17 protein-coding genes and 1 pseudogene are annotated in these 16,981 nt (G+C 57.5%); 5 read left to right on the forward strand and 13 right to left on the reverse strand.

Features of this window, described 5'->3' with window-relative positions:
- Positions 1 to 115 precede the first annotated feature (115 nt).
- From HMPREF1207_RS08235 to yyaC, 3 genes are all read right to left on the reverse strand, one after another.
- Positions 116 to 571: a hypothetical protein gene (locus HMPREF1207_RS08235; RefSeq protein WP_009673267.1), complete on the reverse strand. Its 456-nt coding sequence runs from the start codon at positions 569 to 571 to the stop codon at positions 116 to 118.
- A gap of 91 nt (positions 572 to 662) precedes the next feature.
- Entirely contained in the window at positions 663 to 2,483 is a 1,821-nt protein-coding gene (locus HMPREF1207_RS08240; RefSeq protein WP_009673280.1) for an ABC transporter ATP-binding protein, read from the reverse strand.
- 335 nt (positions 2,484 to 2,818) lie between these two features.
- Positions 2,819 to 3,397, reverse strand: a complete 579-nt coding sequence (gene yyaC / locus HMPREF1207_RS08245) for a spore protease YyaC (protein WP_009673291.1) — start codon at positions 3,395 to 3,397, stop codon at positions 2,819 to 2,821.
- Between the two features lie 285 nt (positions 3,398 to 3,682).
- On the opposite strand from yyaC, the gene HMPREF1207_RS08250 reads away from it, so the two are divergent.
- The gene (locus HMPREF1207_RS08250; protein WP_009673284.1) at positions 3,683 to 4,855 is read left to right on the forward strand and encodes a glycosyltransferase; all 1,173 of its coding nucleotides are present in this window, start codon (positions 3,683 to 3,685) and stop codon (positions 4,853 to 4,855) included.
- A 648-nt stretch (positions 4,856 to 5,503) separates the two neighbouring features.
- Here the strand turns inward: HMPREF1207_RS08250 and HMPREF1207_RS08255 are convergent.
- Together HMPREF1207_RS08255 and HMPREF1207_RS08260 are read right to left on the reverse strand one after the other, a co-directional pair.
- Positions 5,504 to 6,193, reverse strand: a complete 690-nt coding sequence (locus HMPREF1207_RS08255) for a copper homeostasis protein CutC (RefSeq protein WP_009673288.1) — start codon at positions 6,191 to 6,193, stop codon at positions 5,504 to 5,506.
- 103 nt (positions 6,194 to 6,296) lie between these two features.
- Positions 6,297 to 6,842: a GNAT family N-acetyltransferase gene (locus tag HMPREF1207_RS08260; protein WP_009673277.1), complete on the reverse strand. Its 546-nt coding sequence runs from the start codon at positions 6,840 to 6,842 to the stop codon at positions 6,297 to 6,299.
- 329 nt (positions 6,843 to 7,171) lie between these two features.
- On the opposite strand from HMPREF1207_RS08260, the gene HMPREF1207_RS08265 reads away from it, so the two are divergent.
- Entirely contained in the window at positions 7,172 to 7,546 is a 375-nt protein-coding gene (locus HMPREF1207_RS08265) for a hypothetical protein (protein WP_009673260.1), read from the forward strand.
- 251 nt (positions 7,547 to 7,797) lie between these two features.
- Here the strand turns inward: HMPREF1207_RS08265 and hisJ are convergent, their stop codons facing one another.
- From hisJ to solA, 4 genes are all read right to left on the reverse strand, one after another.
- Positions 7,798 to 8,634, reverse strand: a complete 837-nt coding sequence (gene hisJ, locus HMPREF1207_RS08270) for a histidinol-phosphatase HisJ (RefSeq protein ID WP_009673263.1) — start codon at positions 8,632 to 8,634, stop codon at positions 7,798 to 7,800.
- A 162-nt stretch (positions 8,635 to 8,796) separates the two neighbouring features.
- A complete protein-coding gene (locus HMPREF1207_RS08275; protein ID WP_009673276.1) occupies positions 8,797 to 9,288 on the reverse strand; it encodes a FixH family protein in 492 nt (163 codons plus the stop codon).
- Between the two features lie 233 nt (positions 9,289 to 9,521).
- Positions 9,522 to 9,707 carry a KGG domain-containing protein gene (locus HMPREF1207_RS08280; RefSeq protein ID WP_009673287.1) on the reverse strand — a complete coding sequence of 62 codons (186 nt, stop codon included), beginning with the start codon at positions 9,705 to 9,707 and terminating at the stop codon, positions 9,522 to 9,524.
- 127 nt (positions 9,708 to 9,834) lie between these two features.
- Positions 9,835 to 10,965: an N-methyl-L-tryptophan oxidase gene (gene solA / locus HMPREF1207_RS08285; protein WP_009673259.1), complete on the reverse strand. Its 1,131-nt coding sequence runs from the start codon at positions 10,963 to 10,965 to the stop codon at positions 9,835 to 9,837.
- 159 nt (positions 10,966 to 11,124) lie between these two features.
- Here solA and HMPREF1207_RS30740 point away from each other — a divergent pair.
- Positions 11,125 to 11,252: pseudogene (locus HMPREF1207_RS30740) on the forward strand (manganese catalase family protein); the annotation flags it as partial.
- Positions 11,253 to 11,424: 172 nt separating this feature from the next.
- Here the strand turns inward: HMPREF1207_RS30740 and panD are convergent.
- Together panD and HMPREF1207_RS08295 are read right to left on the reverse strand one after the other, a co-directional pair.
- Positions 11,425 to 11,817 (reverse strand): aspartate 1-decarboxylase, encoded by a 393-nt coding sequence (gene panD / locus HMPREF1207_RS08290; RefSeq protein ID WP_009673268.1) that lies wholly within the window; start codon positions 11,815 to 11,817, stop codon positions 11,425 to 11,427.
- A 25-nt stretch (positions 11,818 to 11,842) separates the two neighbouring features.
- Positions 11,843 to 12,586, reverse strand: a complete 744-nt coding sequence (locus HMPREF1207_RS08295; RefSeq protein WP_009673264.1) for a YheC/YheD family protein — start codon at positions 12,584 to 12,586, stop codon at positions 11,843 to 11,845.
- A gap of 311 nt (positions 12,587 to 12,897) precedes the next feature.
- On the opposite strand from HMPREF1207_RS08295, the gene HMPREF1207_RS08300 reads away from it, so the two are divergent.
- A complete protein-coding gene (locus HMPREF1207_RS08300; RefSeq protein WP_009673282.1) occupies positions 12,898 to 14,061 on the forward strand; it encodes a glycosyltransferase family 4 protein in 1,164 nt (387 codons plus the stop codon).
- Between the two features lie 239 nt (positions 14,062 to 14,300).
- Here the strand turns inward: HMPREF1207_RS08300 and gcvH are convergent, their stop codons facing one another.
- Positions 14,301 to 14,693, reverse strand: coding sequence for a glycine cleavage system protein GcvH (gcvH, locus tag HMPREF1207_RS08305; protein ID WP_009673270.1), 393 nt, complete (start codon positions 14,691 to 14,693; stop codon positions 14,301 to 14,303).
- Positions 14,694 to 14,880: 187 nt separating this feature from the next.
- On the opposite strand from gcvH, the gene HMPREF1207_RS08310 reads away from it, so the two are divergent.
- Positions 14,881 to 16,278 (forward strand): hypothetical protein, encoded by a 1,398-nt coding sequence (locus HMPREF1207_RS08310; protein ID WP_009673258.1) that lies wholly within the window; start codon positions 14,881 to 14,883, stop codon positions 16,276 to 16,278.
- Positions 16,279 to 16,432: 154 nt separating this feature from the next.
- Here HMPREF1207_RS08310 and HMPREF1207_RS29730 read toward each other — a convergent pair.
- The coding region (locus tag HMPREF1207_RS29730; RefSeq protein ID WP_016423575.1) for a collagen-like protein at positions 16,433 to 16,981 on the reverse strand (549 nt) is incomplete at its 5' end.

Genomic DNA, 16,981 nt, shown 5'->3' on the forward strand with positions numbered 1-16,981 from the left:
AACACTCCTTTTGTTCGTATATGAGAACAGCGGAGCCGAAGCCGCCGGAAAAAGAAAAAGCGGAACCCGAAAAGACCCGCGCCGCAGCGGGGCCTCCTGACCCTTTCTATGAGAGCTACTGAATGGGATCGGGAATCAGTCCGGTTTGCTTCAACTCGCTGTTGGTTTTCATTTTTTTCATTTCGTTGCCCAGCCTGCGGATATCGTAAGAATCCGTCGCCATGTACCCGTTGCTTGCCGTCTCGACGGTATGAGGGCGTTTGTTGGGCTGGTTCAAATAATCGGCAAGCTCTTTCATCCGGCAAATGGCCGCTTCGACGACACGGGAAGGCGGCAGCTCTTCCGTTTCGAAACGGGTGTGGCCGAGATACACTTCCGTATGCCCGTTCTCCAGAAGCCGGGTGGGTATGGCCAGTGTATAGACACGCTGCGTAATGGAATCCGCAAAGGTGGTAACATATAGTTGGTTTTCGTGGGTACGAGGACGTACGAAACCAAACTCGCTTAACGTCTTGTGAACAAATGAAAAGGGCCTCGTCATCGTTGCCAGCGTCTTACTGAACTCCTTCATTGGAAATTCCTCCTTTGAATTCGTTACAGTGCGCATCTCCCGCCGTACTCCGAAATATCCGATTGGAACCATCGGTGTTCTTTGTTTAGATTCAAGGGGCCATCGTGTCATTTGTCTGTCCGCGAAACTGCGTCCGGTACAGACGTGCGTAGAGACCGTCAACTTCCATCATTTCCTTGTGGGTGCCGGACTCCACGATCCTTCCTTTCTGCAGAACCAGGATGCGGTCCGCATGGAGAATCGTCGAGAGGCGGTGCGCAATGACCAACGTCGTCCGGTCTTTCATCAGCTGCTCCAAGGCAGCCTGAACGAACGCTTCGGATTCCGAATCCAGGTGGGAAGTCGCTTCGTCCAGAATCAGGATGCGCGGATTTTTGAGCAGGGCTCTGGCGATTGCCAGACGCTGCCTTTCACCGCCCGAAAGCCGGTGTCCGCGTTCTCCGACCATGGTGTCGAATCCCTGCGGCAGAGACTGCACAAAGTCGTAAATATACGCTTGGCGGCAAGCATGGACAAGATCTTCTTCCGTAGCGTCTTCTTTGGCGAAGAGCAGGTTTTCCCGCACGGTCGCGTGAAAGAGGAACGATTCCTGCGTAACGTAGGCAATCTGACGGCGGAGCGACGACAGACTAACCTTTTTCACATCGAATCCGTCTATCTCTACGGTGCCCTCCGTCGGATCATGGAGCCTTGCCATCAGACTGATAAGGGTCGATTTGCCCGCTCCGCTGGGACCGACCAGTGCGACAACTTCACCCGCTTCCGCGTGGAAGGAAATATCGGATAGAACCGTATTACCCGGTGAGTAGGCAAATGAAACATCGCGCACCGCTATGCTTCCGCGCACCGGAGGGAGCTCGGCTGCCCCTTCCGCCTCCTCCACTTCGGCCTTCATATCCTGATAATCGAAAATACGCTGGAAGACGCCTAGCGCGGTCGCCACCTCCACATGCAGATTAAGCAGGGTCCCGACAGGACTGTACAGCCGTCCGAGATAGGCCGCGAAGGCCACGATACCGCCTATGCTCATACTTCCCTGAATGACGGAGTAGCCTCCGTACATATATATGACCGCGGTGCCGAGCGGGCCCAGCACCCCGAGAAACATCATATACCAGCGGCCGATCAGATTGAGACGGAGCTCCAGATCCATAACCTGCTGGTTCATTCCGCCGAACCGCTCTTCCTGCTCTTTCTCGCGCGTGAAAATCCGGGTGAGCATAGCGCCGGAGACGCCGAAAATCTCACCGAGCTGCGCCGACATATCGGCGCGGACTTTTTGCGTTTCTCCGCGCAGGCGCTTGCGGACGCCGGAGACTTTGCGTACCGGCAAAATGAAGGCGGGCAGGATGATGAGCGCCACGATGGCCAGGTGCCAGTCGAGGGCGAAGAGGATGCCGACGGTCGTGATGACGATGACGATCTGGGTAATCGACGACACGACGAGGCTGGTGACGACAGTCTGGACCGCCTGGATGTCTTCCGTCAGCCTCTGGACCACTTCGCCGGCCCGGGCTGCGGTAAAGAAGGACATGGACTGCCGCTGGAGATTGCGGAAAAGGGTCATCCGCAGGTCCCGCATGACGCCCTGGGCGACTTTGGTGTTCAAGTGATTCTGCGCCACTCCGAGCATGCCGCTGAGCAGCGGCAAAGCGACAAGCAGAACGGCGAAGACGACAAGGAGCCGGAAGCTCTGCTGCGGGATGGCGGTGTCAATGATTTCTTTCATAACGAGCGGAGGAACGAGGCCGAGTACGGCTCCTCCGAGAGCCAGCAGGACGATTACAGTCAATTGACCCCGGTAAGGCCGGAACAGTCCCAAAATGCGGCGCAGGGATACTTCTTTGAGGGTCGCTTTGGGCATTCTTCCCCCGTTTCGTTCGCCCAGTCCTCCGCCAAATCCGTTTCTCATGTGTATGGTTCATCTCCCTGTTTTATTCGTGTGTGCGGGTTAAAAAGTTTACAAAAGCATACAAGCCTGCGGCTGGTTGTCCGCGTGTTTCATCGGGCGGACTCAGGGACGCAGGCTTCGCAACATAGCGGAAGCAAATGTATAATAAAAGCATACTTAAGCGGTCTCGCGCCGGAGACTCCACACTGCAGGTTCCCGGGAAGCGGCTGTCGTTCCGCCGGGCACACCGGGCGGGCGCGCAAAGTTCCGCACAGCCGCCGCTTAGGCAGGGCCACGGTGTGCCGCGCCTCGCGGGTGCGGGAGTTCGCGCAGCGATCCGCCGCCGAACAGACGGCCTATGCGCGGACCGGGGGGAACGCCGCTTGAACGGCAGCGGCGATTTCCCTCGCCATGCCGATCACCCGGTTCAACGAGGTCGTCTGCAAGACGGCGTACTGCCGGGGGCCGTCGGCGTTCACGATCGCGGCGACGGTGTAGTCGCCGACGAGCGGAAGGTTCTTGCCGAGCGACTTGCCCGGGAAGATCGGCCGGTTCGACACCTGGTACAGCCCGACGGAAGATGGCTGTCCCAGACACGCGTCGATGCCGACGACCGGAGCTCCCGCCGGAATTTCCGCCAGGCGCTGCACAAGATTGCTCGCATCGCAGGGATGCTCCAGGGTGCCGATGACGCTGTAGCCGGCTTCGGCCAGCATGGAGCCGACGAGCGGACCGAGCGCGTCTCCGGTCGAGCGGTCGGTGCCGATGCACACGAACACGCACGGAAGCGCGGTGCCCGCTTCTTCCCGGATTTCCGAAAAGAAGGCGGGAAGCTGTCTTCCGGATACTTTTTTCCAGTAGCCGTCTTTGGAGGCTTTGGAAGCCGATGGGTTGGCAAGGCTTGCGGCTTCCGCGTCGTTCCGGGAATGGTCCATGCGAAGGCCTCCTTTCTTTGATACGCTGTTTTGACAAATCGTTAAGACTAGCTGCTATGTCCCGGTTCCAAGACGTACTGATCTGATGGACCTGCAAATACACGGTGCTGTGCTCACCCGGACAAAAACGGCCAGACAACCGGCAAGAAAAAGCCGGCTTTCCTGTCGTGCTTTCCGCGTACAACCGGTTATTTTCCACTTTTCAAGGAAGAGGCCTGTTTATAAAATCACGGACAGCTCTCTTCCCCCCTAGTTCCCTATTATTGTTCCACAAGGAGGCCGCTCATGTCCATAGCCGGACTATTCGCTCTGCTTATCCTGGTCTACTGGCTGGCCATGCTGGCAGATCACCTGCGGGGCGCAAGGCTGTTCCGCGAACTGCCCCCTTCCGGTCCGCTGCCCGATCCCCCGCCGCTCGTCTCGGTGATTATCGCCGCCAAAGAGGAAGAAATGACAATTCGCGAAACGGTGCGGCATCTGCTCGCGCAAACCTATCCCCGGCTGGAGCTGATTGTCGTAAACGACCGCTCGCAGGACGGTACCGGACGCACGCTGGACGAGCTCAAACGGTGGTCCGAGGAGCGCGGGGATATCCGTATCCCTATGCGGGTGATCCACGTGACTCGCCTGCCGGGAGGATGGCTCGGCAAAAACCACGCCCTCTACCAGGGCTACCGGCAGGCCCGCGGTCAGTGGCTGCTCTTTACCGACGCCGATATCCGCTTTCACCCGGACACGGTCCGGGAAGCGGTCGGCTTTGCGCTGAGCGAGCATGCGGACCATCTGACGCTCACGCCCCACATGACGGCGCCCACGTTCTGGCTGCGCAGCTTCATCCGCCACTTCCTCTTCTCGCTAAGCCTGTTCACGCGCCCTTGGCGCGCGAATCTGGACGGGGAGCGGAAAGGCGGCATGGGCATCGGCGCGTTCAATCTCATTCACCGGCGGGCCTATGAAGTGATCGGGACGCACGAAGTGATCGCCCTCCGGCCGGACGACGACCTCCAGCTCGGCGCGCGGGTGAAGCTGGCCGGTCTCCGCCAGCGCCTCGCATCGGGGCGGAGCAGGCTGCAGGTCGAGTGGTATCCGAGCATGAGAGCGGCCGTCCGGGGACTGGAGAAAAATCTGTTCTCCGGCTTCGGCTACAAAGTTTCTTTGGCGGCGGCGGCCGGAGCGGGCCAGCTCCTCCTGTTTACGTTTCCTTGGCTCGGCATGCTGCTCTACGGCGATTGGCGCAGTCTCGTCCATCTGGCCAGCGTGCTTATCATGACGGCCCTTTACCGGAAGCAGATCCGGATGATGGCAGGTTCACCGGGCCTCGATACCCTCGCCATTCCGGCGAGCGCAGCCGTGCTTGTCTACGTGCTTGTCCGGTCCGTGGGACTGGCGCTCAAACAAGGCGGCGTCTACTGGCGCGGGACGTTTTATTCCTTGACGGACCTTAAAAAAATGAAATAAAGATCAATTGTGAAAGAAACCATTACAGAATGTTTACAACTGAAGCATTTTGTTTATTGTATAATGAAGAGGAATAAAAAAGAGGAGGAGAGTCTTCCATGTCCACTGTGCCGACAAGAATATATAAGTACGCCTTTGGCGCGCTGCTCCTTACGGTCAGTCTGCTTACGGCTTACACAAACATCCAGCCGTAAATAGGAAAGCAGGATAAAGACGACGATTCGGTCTTCCTGCAACAGCTGCCCGGCTTACCCCAGTTCGTACCCCTCCATGATCGAATATGCAAAAAAAGGCTGCCTCACTTCAGTGGGACAGCCTTTTTTGCTTACCCGTATTACGGGTGGCGGAAGAAAGTTCGGCCAACTGGCGTGCAAATGCCGAGCCCGATTGGCGGGGCCCCATGACGGAAAGTCAAACCCATGTGCCCGGCGTTTGACACTCAAGGACAGTCCGGCGGCCGCACCCGGCAAACAGGCCGGTTTCTCCCGCGAAGGAAAAACCGGCCTGTTAGTATGCGCCGCTTCAAGAGCCGCGGAAAAGCGCGCAGCAGCTCCTGCTGTCAGGCCGTCCGGGTCGTCGTTCGATGTCATTTCCGGGAAGCCGCCCCGTCAGCCTGGCGTCCCCCATCCGTATCGGAGAGCCTGTCCGCTAACAACGCGCCAGTATGTCGCGGATCTCCCGGATTTTCTCGGCGGCGATATCGTCTTCCACGCCTTTGGGACCGCGGACGGCGCCGCCGAAGTGGACTTCCGTCACGCCGGTGTCTTTTACGAAAGATTCAAGCGATTCCGCATTCAGTCCGCTGCCGGCCAATATCGTGATATGAGAATCGCGGCTGAGCTCCACCAGCTCCTTCATCCGGTCTACGGCATCCAGCGCGCTCGGCTTGCCGCCCGATGTCAGAATGCGAGTGATCTGCTTGTAGCCGGAGAGCTGCCGGAAAGCCGCAATCTGATCCGGCACGGCGTCGAACGCCCGGTGAAACACCACTTCCAGCCCGCCGGCTTCCTCCAGCAGCGCTTCCAGCACCGGAACGTCGATCTCGTTCTGCGGGGTAAGCGTACCGATCACGATACCGGCGGCGCCGGTTTCGCGGATAAGCCGGATATCTCTCCGCATAGCGCGCACATCGTCCGCGTCGTAAACAAACGATTTGCTGTGAGGCCGCACCATGACGGCGGAAGGAATTTTCACGCTCCGCACCGTGCCCTCGATAAGGCCCGCGCTCGGAGTCAATCCGCCCTCTTTCATGCCGGTCACCAGTTCCAGCCTGTCCGCCCCAGCCTGTTCGGCCGCGATTGCGTCGCCGACTGTTGTTGCGATCACTTCCAATAACATAAAAATCTCCTCCTGATCCGTTCTAGTCATCGGGCACAAAAGCGCCGGTCGACTCTTATTTTATCACGGGAACCGCCCGGATTCTTCTTTTTATCCAAAAAATTCAATTTTCCGTCCATTCCCTGCGGAGGATGGAATAGAGAGCCATGTCGCGCTTGCCGCTCTCCTTAACCTCCCATTCTCTCATTACGCCTTCGAGCGTAAAACCGAGCCGCTGCGGAACAGCCCGGCTTGCCGCGTTCTCGATATCCGCCATAATGACTATGCGGTTGAGGTTCTTATCGGACCACCCGTATCCGATGAACGCCCGGCACGCACGGGTCATAATTCCCCGGCCCTGATGAGCCTTACCGAGCCAATACCCGATTTCGGCCCTTCCGTGAGCGGGAACCAGCGCGTGATAATCAATGACCCCGGCCAATTCTCCCCGTACCATGATGGCGGCGGCCAGCGATTTGCCTTCTGCGAACGCGTGCAATGTAGACTGGATAAAAGCGGCGGAATCGCCGACTTCTTTCGTGTCGTTTGCCCAGAACAGCCACTGTCCGAGCTGTTCCCGGTTGTCGTCCGTCAGGCGGAACAAGGCTTCCGCATGCTTAAGCTCGAGTAATTCCAGACTGATTTCTTCGTCGACCTGACATATTCTCATCTCGGCGTCCCTCCTGTAAATTTCCATCTACTTTAGGGGCTGTGCCTCTTCTTGTCAAGAAAAAAGGCAGGAGTCCCCCAAGGGCGACTCCTGCCTTTTATAAAAACCGGGCAAGCAGCCCCGGTCTGTTCGGAATTGGTTTTGATCACGGCCATGACCGCACTTCGCCTCCTCTCTTTGGCTTGCTGCTCCATAGTATGGAGCTTTCGCCTTCCGGATGTATCTCCCGCGGCGAGCGGAGCGCCCAAAACAGGCCGGATGCCCACGCCCGGCAGGGCGTCCGCACATAAGCTGAAGGGAAGAGAACGGAAAACGGAGGGATGCCAGCCATGTACAAAGAGGATTTTTATTGTTTGTGCAAATCGTATATGAACCGTCACGTCCGGGTACAGACCAAATCGGGCCGCACTTATGACGGGATGATTATCGGAGTGGACCCGAATTATGTCTGGCTGAAAGTATCCGGCGGCCAGGGGTATGGCTACGGCCCTGACACTGGATACGGGCAGGGGTATATTTCCGGCCATGTTAACGGATATGGCCGAACAGGTCCATACGGCCAGCCGCCTGATGAATTCGAGGAAAGGGGATTCTTTCCCCCGGCTCCCGGCTTTCCGGGCTTTCCGGGCTATCCCGGTCCGAGCAACGAGACGATCCTCACGCTGGCCCTGTTCGATCTGCTGACTCTTGTTCTATTGATGTAGAACAAGAGTCAGCGGCGGACGCGGGTGTTCCTCCCCGCGTCCTTACAGCGCGAAGAAGACGCCCGCTGCGCAAAAAGCACCGCCTCCGGAAACGGCCCGATTGACGCGGCCTCCCTTGGCGGTGCTTTCCGGCTCCGGCGGCTTCCCGCCGCGGATTTGAGGCTGTAAGGGCAAACTTCCCTTACAGCCTCCGGTGCTTCACGCGGCTTTCGAGCGGCCGCTCTGTTCGCCGCTTCACAGGGCCGCTTCTCTCAGCTTTCCGCGCGGCTCGCGCCGAAAGCGGTCTCAAACCAGGCCCAGTCCGCTCCCACGTGCTCCGGCTTATGCGTATCGGAGCCGTAAATTAGCGGAATGTCCCGGTTCGCGCAGGCGGCAAGAAACCATCGCGGCACATAGGTCTGCCCGCAGGTCGGCACCCGCAGACCGGCGACGTTCACGTCGATGCCGACGCCCGCCTCCTCGAGCTTGGGCAGCAGCGCGGTCAGCCTGCGCTCGATCAGTTCCGGGCTGATCGGCGGAAGCGCTTCGCGGAACTTCTCGATCAGCTGCACGTGACCGAGGCGCTTTCGCATAGGTAGCCCGGCCGCCCACTCGATCGCTTTCTCGACGTGGTTGTAGTATTCTTCGGCTACCGCGTCCATACTCCCGTAATGGGCAAGCAACCCCTCCCGGAAGTCGTCCGCGGAGAAGTCGATGCAGCGCATGCCGCCCGCTCCGGGAAGATAATGGACGGATACGACGACGTCCTCAAGCCGGCTTCCGTACTGATCCAGCAGCGCGTCGGAGAAGTCTTCCCTGCCGTACAGGTAATCCATCTCGAGGCCCACGGTCACTTCGATCCTGCCGGCATATCTCGCTTTCATCTCTTCGGCGTAGGCCAAATAGTCCGGCAGCTCCTCCATCGGCATGGCCAGTTCCGCCATGAGCCGCGGATTGTCGATCCACTTATCCGGCAGCGGCGGGTGCTCGCTGATGGTATAGCGCTCGAAGCCGAGCTCCACCGCCCGGTCCAAGTATGCCGGTTCCTCGGCGGGATTTCCGTGATAGCAAAACTTCGTGTGCGTATGACCGTCCCATTTGAATGTCATGGCGTACTTATCCTCCTCAGTCTCTGCGGCTTGTCTGACTTGAGTATATCGCGGCCCGGTTAGCACGGCAACGCCGGGCTACTTATCGATAAAAAAGCCCGGATGTTTTCCATCCGGACCCGCCCGCTTACATCGGGAATCATAAGGATACCCGATGCCGGGCTATTCCACCTGGAGCTTCACCTGCGGCATCGTGTGCATCGTTCTGGCCGTGACGTGGGAAATAATCAGATACGTTCCCGGCTCGTCAAATTTCTTTTTCAAGGTATACAAGCCGTCCTTGCCGTGGGTTCCTTTAATCTTCTCATGCTTGTCGTCCGGGGCGCCTTCTTTCCATACTTCGAAAAGAACCTCGTCCGCATCGTCTACCGGCTTGCCATCCTGGGTGACGGTGACTTCAACCGCCGCTTCCGTCCCTTGTTTGACCGGTTCCGCCGGCAGCTTCACTTTGGCCTCGATCGGATTCAGCGTATCCAGCGTCCCTTGGCCCGCGCCTTGACCTCCGTGCCCTTCATGTCCGCCGCCTCCCGAACCGCAGCCGGCAAGCGCCGCTGTCAGCACCAGCAGAAGAACGGCCGTGCCGACACCCCTGCGCCTGAATGTTAATTTCAAACCGGAACGACCGGCGGAATTTTCCTGTTTATGTGCGTTCATGTATCTTCAATCCCCCTAAACCGCATGGCCTGATGCCTTTACGGCTGCTTTCATCTTTTCCCATCAATCAAACCTATTATACCGGGATGCCTGCCAAAGAGGGATAGCTCACCTGGGCCCTATTTGTAACGATTCCGTGAACAATCCGGCGCGAGCCGGCTTAATCGCACAGCAAAAGGACTTACAACCGGGGGCTGCAAGTCCTTTTATATGTCGAGATCACGTTCATCGTCTTAACTGCGTCCGCCTTTTCTTCCCGCTTCTTCACGGCTCATCTTGCCATCGCTTCTGCCGCTGTCGTTTCCGCGGGATTCGCCGCCTTTACGTCCGATTTCCTGGTAGAAATCTTTGTCGTGCGTGCGTGCGGTTTCTTCTCCGCCTTTGCGTCCTGCTTCTTCTCGAGACATTTTGTCAGCCATGATGATCCACTCCTCAAACGGTAAATTTGCAGGCTTCTTAGGAAGTCTTGTTTAACTGCCGCCTACGTCTATTACTTACCCGGATGAGAGATTCCGAAACGGAAAACTGGTAATTCACTGGTTAAAATCAATTGAACCGCTCCGGCGAAAAAGGAGTCAGATCCAGAGAAGTCCTTCCATCGACGGTCAGATCCCGCAAAATTTCGCCCACGACACTCGCGAATTTGAACCCGTGTCCGGAAAAGCCCGCCGCAACGCTCACATGCGGATGCCCGGGCAGCCGTCCGATGATAAAATCCTCGTCCGGCGTACGTTCGTACAGGCAGACCTTGCCTTGCAGCAGCGCACCCGAGGCGCGGGGGAGGTACGCTTCCATAAAGGCGCGAAGCTCCTCCTCGTCCGCGGCCGTTCTTCCGAACGGATGCTTCGGCTCTCCGGGACTCAGGGGAATCCCCTCATCGTGCCGGCCTACCTTGACTCCCGAACCGTCGAAGTCGGGGAACCCGTAATATTCCCCCAGCCCCGTATGGACCGTAAAGCCCGGAAAGCCGGGGGACCGGTACAGCCCGCCTTCGGCCCGGAACCAAGCCACTGTTTTGCGGACCGCCGTCACGGGAAGCAGCCCGCCTGGCAGGATGCCTGCGGCCGCGGCTCCAGCCGTGACGATCAGACGGCCGGACGTGAAGGTTCCGGCCGGTGTCGTCACGGACGCTTCGCCGCCGTCCAGCCGCACGGACCGGACGGGCGTATCCGTCAGCAGCTCCGCGCCCGCTTCCAGCGCCAGTCTCCGGTAGACGCGCAGGCAGGTTTCGCTGAGCAGCACCCCGCCGTCCGGCTCGTAGAGGCCGCTCCAGCCCTCCGGCAGGGAGAAGCCCGGCCACCGCCGGTGGATTTCGGCGGCATCGAGCTCTTCCAGCGGAACGCCGTACCGCTGCGCGTTGGCGATTTTGCTCCGGTGGTTGGCCGTCTCTTCGCGGCTCACGTTCAGCACGCCCGTAGGCCGCAGCAGCGTCTCGCCGGATAGGCGCTCCAGCTCTTCCCACAGCCTCCGGGCGCGCAGCGCAAGGGGCACGTACGCGGAGGCTCCGCCGTAGGCATGGCGGATGAGCCTCGTTTCCCCGTGATGACTGCCTTCCTCGTGCGGGGGATTGCCCGCATCAAGGAGCAGCGTCTGCACGCCGCTTAATGCAAGCTGATAACCGGCGCTCAAGCCCATCGAGCCGGCTCCGATAATGATCACGTCGTAACGGGTGCGCATGGCGGTATCTCCTTCCTCGCTCTTCATTATCTTGACGTTAGCACCCCGCTTGAGAAGGTGTCAATGCCCAGCCTAGGACGGAGCATATTAGCCAAGCCGTTCCACATATGTCTAACCGTAACGTTACCTATATCACGCGGTTTGGAGGAAACTGTCTGGATTAAACGCTTTAACCGTCTGGCCATCGAGCTGTCAAAGCCGGATAAGCCGACGCCAATGCCGCTGCCGCCGTTCAGGAACTCCCCGGGGGACGTTTCGGCGAAATGTCCACGCTGAACAAGGATTTGGAGGAAGTTCCCGAAGAATCTGCGCCCGGCATCTCCATGGAAGATTTCATGAAAATCGCCCAGCGCCTCCAGCGCTCCGCAGGGTTATAACGGCAACCCCGAAGACCCTTCCGGCAGACTGCTCCGGAAGGGTTTTCGGGATCTTTTCCAACTGCGCCGCCAAGAGGACCTGTCAGGAAGGGTCCGGCACGGTGGAGTGTTTTTCCACATAACGATCGTACGCAACTTTGTTGCCTTCTTCCAAAATAACCACTTTGGGCGCGTAGTCCGCCGCCGTTTCCTCGCTCATTAAAGCGTAGGAAATAATGATGACGACATCGCCCGGCTGCACAAGCCTTGCCGCCGCCCCGTTCAGGCAGACGCATCCCGATCCCCTGGGACCCGTTATCGTATACGTCTCCATCCGAGATCCGTTGTTAATGTTCACGATCTGAACCTTTTCATTGGGCAGAAGGTCCGCAAGCTCCATCAGATCTTCGTCGATCGTGATGCTTCCTACATAGTTCAGATTGGCCTCCGTAACGGTGGCCCGGTGGAGCTTGGATTTCATCATCGTTCTGAACATGCCCCGCGTCCCCTTTCCTCGTTCTTTACTGGCCTTCGCCGTAAGCCTTGATGCGGCGGTACATCGTTTTGTCTTTGAGCTTCATGAAATGAGACATGGACGGATACAAATTCCCTTCGAAAATCCAAACATTTCCGCGCTTGTCCAGCCCGATATCAATACCGTAGATGACCTGCCTCGGAAAATGTTCCGTCAGCGTCTTCGCGCATGCGAGAGCGACCCCATCGATCCGTTCCTGCAGCGCTTTCCGGGACAGCCTGTGAAGCGAAGATCGGCCGAGCGCTTCGTCCAGAAGCAGGAGCTTGCCTTTTCTGGATGTGTTCGAAACGAAATAGCCGCTGCCCACGACTTTCGCCACGCGCCCGGTAACAATCCAGCGGCGCGAATTTTTTTTCCGCTGAACGATAATACGCAGATCGAAAGCCCTCTCTCCGACCGTCGCCCGGTCGATACTCTGCTGGACGATATAGCTTTGAGAACCGATTTGCTTACTCAGAAAAGCGTAAGTCTTCCTCCTGCCCGCCAGCTTGATCCTGCGGTTTTCATGCTGCACTTCGTACCGGCCGTCGGGCAGGCACGACACATGGAAAATGCCCTGCCCCTGCATCCCGCCAACGGGTTTGACAACGACCCGGCCGTACCGCTCCGACATTTCCCCGAAGGAACGTTCCGACATCGGACTCGTTGCAGGCAGATGAGGGACAAGCCCGGCGGCATTTCTCATAAACTTGTATTTGGACCACTTGTTAAACCTCGCGCGAACCGCCATGCTTTCGGCCACCTTTCCGATCCGGATAGACTTTCTTTCATAGACCGCTCCTTTATATATATGAGAGTGGGTACCGGATGGAAAAGGCGTCTGTTCTAGCGGCCGCTGTGCAGCCGACCCTATTTTTCAAAGATCGGGAAAGAGCCTTCAAGTGATAGGGCAAAATAGTTTCTTATCCGTTTCAAAGCCTGAACGGCTTCCGTAAACTAAAGTAATGTTTTTCAGGTGTGACAGCGAAGCGGAGCTCCTCTATAGAAAGAGCGAACATATAAAGAAATTTTTTGCCAATTTGTGAAAAAGGATGGATAACGGTGAGTCATTATCAAGTCATATGGAACGGGCCCGTGCTGGGCGACAACGGAATCGGAACTGCCGGCCGTGAATATGTGCTTGCGCTGCACCGGTTGGGCGTTCATGTCAAAGTAACTCCCGCGCGCAGGCGTTCGTCCCTCTCCACCCCATCCAAAAGGCTCATGCTTGCCTTGGCCCGCAGGCCTCTGGCCCCGAAGAAGCCGAAAGTGCTGGTTTACCATCGCCTGCCGCATACTCTGAATATCGCGCAAGCGAGAAAAAAGTACGACTATCTCATCTTGAATGCGGTCTGGGAGACGACGAAAATCCCCCGGAACTGGCTCCCGAACATCAACCGGTTCGACGCCGTTTGCGTGCCGTCCGTGCAGAACAGAATCGCCATGAGAAGAAGCGGGGTCCGCGTCCCCGTATACATCGTTCCGCACGGAGTGGATTCCCGCGCGTTTAATCCCCGGAACAAGAAGCTGGCCGTGACAAAAAAGGGCGCCTTCCTGTTCGTCTCCGTCTTCACCTTCCAGCACCGCAAAAATCCCGAAACCCTGCTCAGGGCTTTCTGGGAGGAATTTTCCGCCAGGGACCGCGCGGCGCTGCTGATCAAAACGAGCGGATTCAGCTCGAAAGAATCGGGCGCATGGATCCGCGGCCGCATCGCGGCCTACAAAAAAAAGCTGGGAATCCGGCACAAGACGGCCCCCCTTCATCTCCTGACCGGCTCGACCAACCCCCGTACGGTGCGGGGAGTCTATACCGCAGGCGATGCGTTCGTACTTCCCACGCGCGGAGAAGGCGTCGGCCTGCCGTTCCTGGAATCGCTGGCCAGCGGAACTCCGGTCATCGCGACAGGCTGGGGCGGTCACATGGACTTTGTGACAAGGGCCAATTCCTTTCTCGTCCCATATAAGCTGAAACCGCCCGCAGCCGGTATGAAGAAAGCGATCTCCCGCTCCTTCCGCCACTTGTTTGCCCAGAAGGGGCAGCTTTGGGCGGAGCCTGATCTCGGCTCTCTGAAAAAACAGATGAGACACGCTTACGAGCATCCCGAGCTGTGCAGGCGGAAGGGACTCCGGGGACGCAGGGATATGAGCCGGTGGACATGGGCGCGTGCCGGACACGCGATGAAAAGAGCCATCGAGAAGACGATCGCCTCGGGACGGCGGCGTTGAGGCCGGGACGGTGCGTGGAAGCGGAGGGCGCGTGCAGGAGCAGCGCGGGAGATGCGGATCAGTGGCGTGCTTCCAACAGCGCCCGGCGAAAACACCTCGTGCAGCAGCAAAAAAAGACGTTCCCGGTTCGCTTCCGACCCGGGAACGTCTTTTTTTGAGAGGTGAATTCACTCGTCTTGCAAAAAAGCACCCTGCCGGAAATTTCCGTCAAGGTGCCGCAGCTCGGAGCGGCAAAAAGATTACTGCTCCGAAACGATATAAGCCTGATACTGATCGGCGGTCATAAGCCCGTCCAAGGCTTCTTTGCCGGAAATGTCGATTTCGGCCACCCAGCCTGCGCCGTAAGGGTCCGTATTCACCAGCTCCGGAGATTCTTCCAGAGTGTCGTTGATTCGGGCGACCGTTCCGATAACGGGACTAATCAGGTCGGAGACCGTTTTGACCGATTCCACACTGCCCAGCATGTCGTCGGCTTTGACGGAAGCGCCCGTTTTCGGCAGTTCGACGAATACAATGTCGCCAAGCTGCTCTTGTGCAAAAGGGGTCATGCCTACACGGATTTTCGTATCGGAAAGCACTTCGACCCATTCGTGTTCTTTGGAGTATAACAATCCGGATTTTACTTCGCTCACGTTATTACCGCCTCACTTTTGACTGCCGTTAATAAATTTAGCTTACCCGAATGAAAACGGCGAAGTCAAGCCGGGAGCGGGCAAAGTTCTTTCCTTGTATTGACAGCTTATTTAAAGGGTGATACTATCCTGATAAATTCCTAGTTTTCTTATTGGAATAAATAAATTTAAGAAAGGGGTTCATTCCATGAACGCATCTATACGGCTTAACGCGACCCGGTTCGGCTCTCTCCTTGCCGCAGGCGCTCTGCTTCTAACGGTGTGGTCAGGCCCGGCTTACGGACAAGAAGCGAGTGTTCCGGCAGCTGCCGCTCTCCGGACGGCGGAGCAAACCACCCTTTTATCCGAGGAATACCGGCAGTTCTTGAAAGACCAGTTCGGCTATACATTGCCGTCCTCACCGACAAAGGGCGACTTTGTTAAGGCTCTGGCCGCTGTTCTTAACCTGGAGCCGTCAGACAAACCGAATCCTTTTCAGGACATTAAGGAAAGCAGTCCCTATTACAAATCCGCTCTTGCATTGTACGAAAAAGGAATCCTCACCCAAGACCGGCTTGATGGCGATCAGCCCCTTACCCAGAGCACTGCCGTGTACATGGCCGTGAAAGCAGCCGGCTTAAAAGAACTCGCCTACACCTATCCCGCCGAGAAAGCGGCACGTTCGCTCGCCAAGCTTCATGCGGACGATGAAATCCCGCAGTTGACGCCGCAGGCCGCCCAGGAACTTGCCGCAGCCGCGGATACGGAGCTTCTGCCCGCCGGACTGCATGACGCTTTTCAGCGTAACGAGCCTGCCTCCGTCTCTTACGCGGAAATTTTGCTCGGACGCGTGCTGGAACTGCAGGGCCTGTACAAGCATGAGCTGGGCCGGGTCTCCGATCCCGACATACTCCGCAAGGTACGCGACGCATGGAATGTGCAAAACCTGATCCAGCAGCCCGATCTGCAAACCATCGTGGACAAAGCGCTGCAAGCCGATCTGATTACCGGCTACAACGTAAAAGACGACCGGTATACGCCTCACTTTGACAGAGAGCGCTCCCTTACATACGGACACAGCGAAATTGATCACGCCCTTCAGCTAATCGGACTGCTCCGCAGTGAAAATATCGATGCCCGCGTCCAACTGGAGCCGAAAACCTCTGCTTTTATTTATTTGAAAGAATGGGGCGAGCCCGTTCAAACCGACGATTACAAAGTTGTGAAGATCGACAACGGGAACTACATAGCCTATGCCAAGGAATATGACCTTTCATTCGAGTTCGCGACAGCCGGGCAAAAAGACCGGTTCCAGGAAATCGTCCTGAAATACGCCAAGAAGAACAGTGAAGACCAGAGCGGCCTTATTGCTCATTCTTGGTGGCAGCCGCTGTATTATTCTCGGACCGAGCTGCCGGATTACAAAGTCATTGCCAACAATAAAATCACTAAGGGCCACTACTATGCCCAAACCTTTTCCCTGGCCGACAAGCCTGAAGCCATTGCGGAGGGCATCCGCAAAATCAGCCCGGCTACCAAGGTTGAGTCTTACCGGTTTTGGGTCGACGAACCTTTTTACAACTATTTGATCGGGGAATATAAGTAAAAAGATATCCGTATAAACCCCTAAGTCTATCTGTAAAAACAGAACCCTCAGAGGGAGAAAAGGCGGCGAGCCAATTCTCCCTGCGAGGGTTTTTGAGCTGAAAAAAAACTCTCTGCCGCAAGACAGAGAGCCTGGAAAAGAAAGCGAACGCGGGTTAATCCAATTTTTCTACCGTGATCTGGGCGTTCGTTCCCGTACCACTGAGCGTTAACGTCAAACCGGACACGGAAACCGTAAGGCTTCCCGTCGTTACCGCCTGGAAGAGCAGATCGCCTGTCAATACGCCTCCCGCCAATGCCAGTGAAAATACCGTGGCACTCGGCTGCGGCACTGCCGTCCCGCTGAAACTTGCGGCCACCGAAGACAGCAGGCTGAGCGTTCCCGTATAGATGAGAAAACTTACCCGGTAATAGCCCGGTTCGTTGATCAGAAAAGTCGTCGTCGGCTCAGCCGGACTGAACGTAATAGCCGTGCCGTATTGGACGCCGGCCGTGTTGAACGGAACCAGTCCCCCTGCGGTGACCGATGTCCCTCCCGTATTTCTCCGGCTGGCAAACGAAGTGAGGCCGGTTCCCGCTGCGCCGTCGGCGCCCGTGGCTCCAGTCGGTCCGGTCGCACCTGTGGCTCCGTCGGCTCCCGTTGCACCTGTTGCCCCGTCGGCTCCCGTTGCTCCTGTTGCTCCATCGGCTCCGGTTGCTCCTGT

It is taken from the genome of Paenibacillus sp. HGH0039 (assembly GCF_000411255.1).
Lineage (GTDB): Bacteria > Bacillota > Bacilli > Paenibacillales > NBRC-103111 > Paenibacillus_F.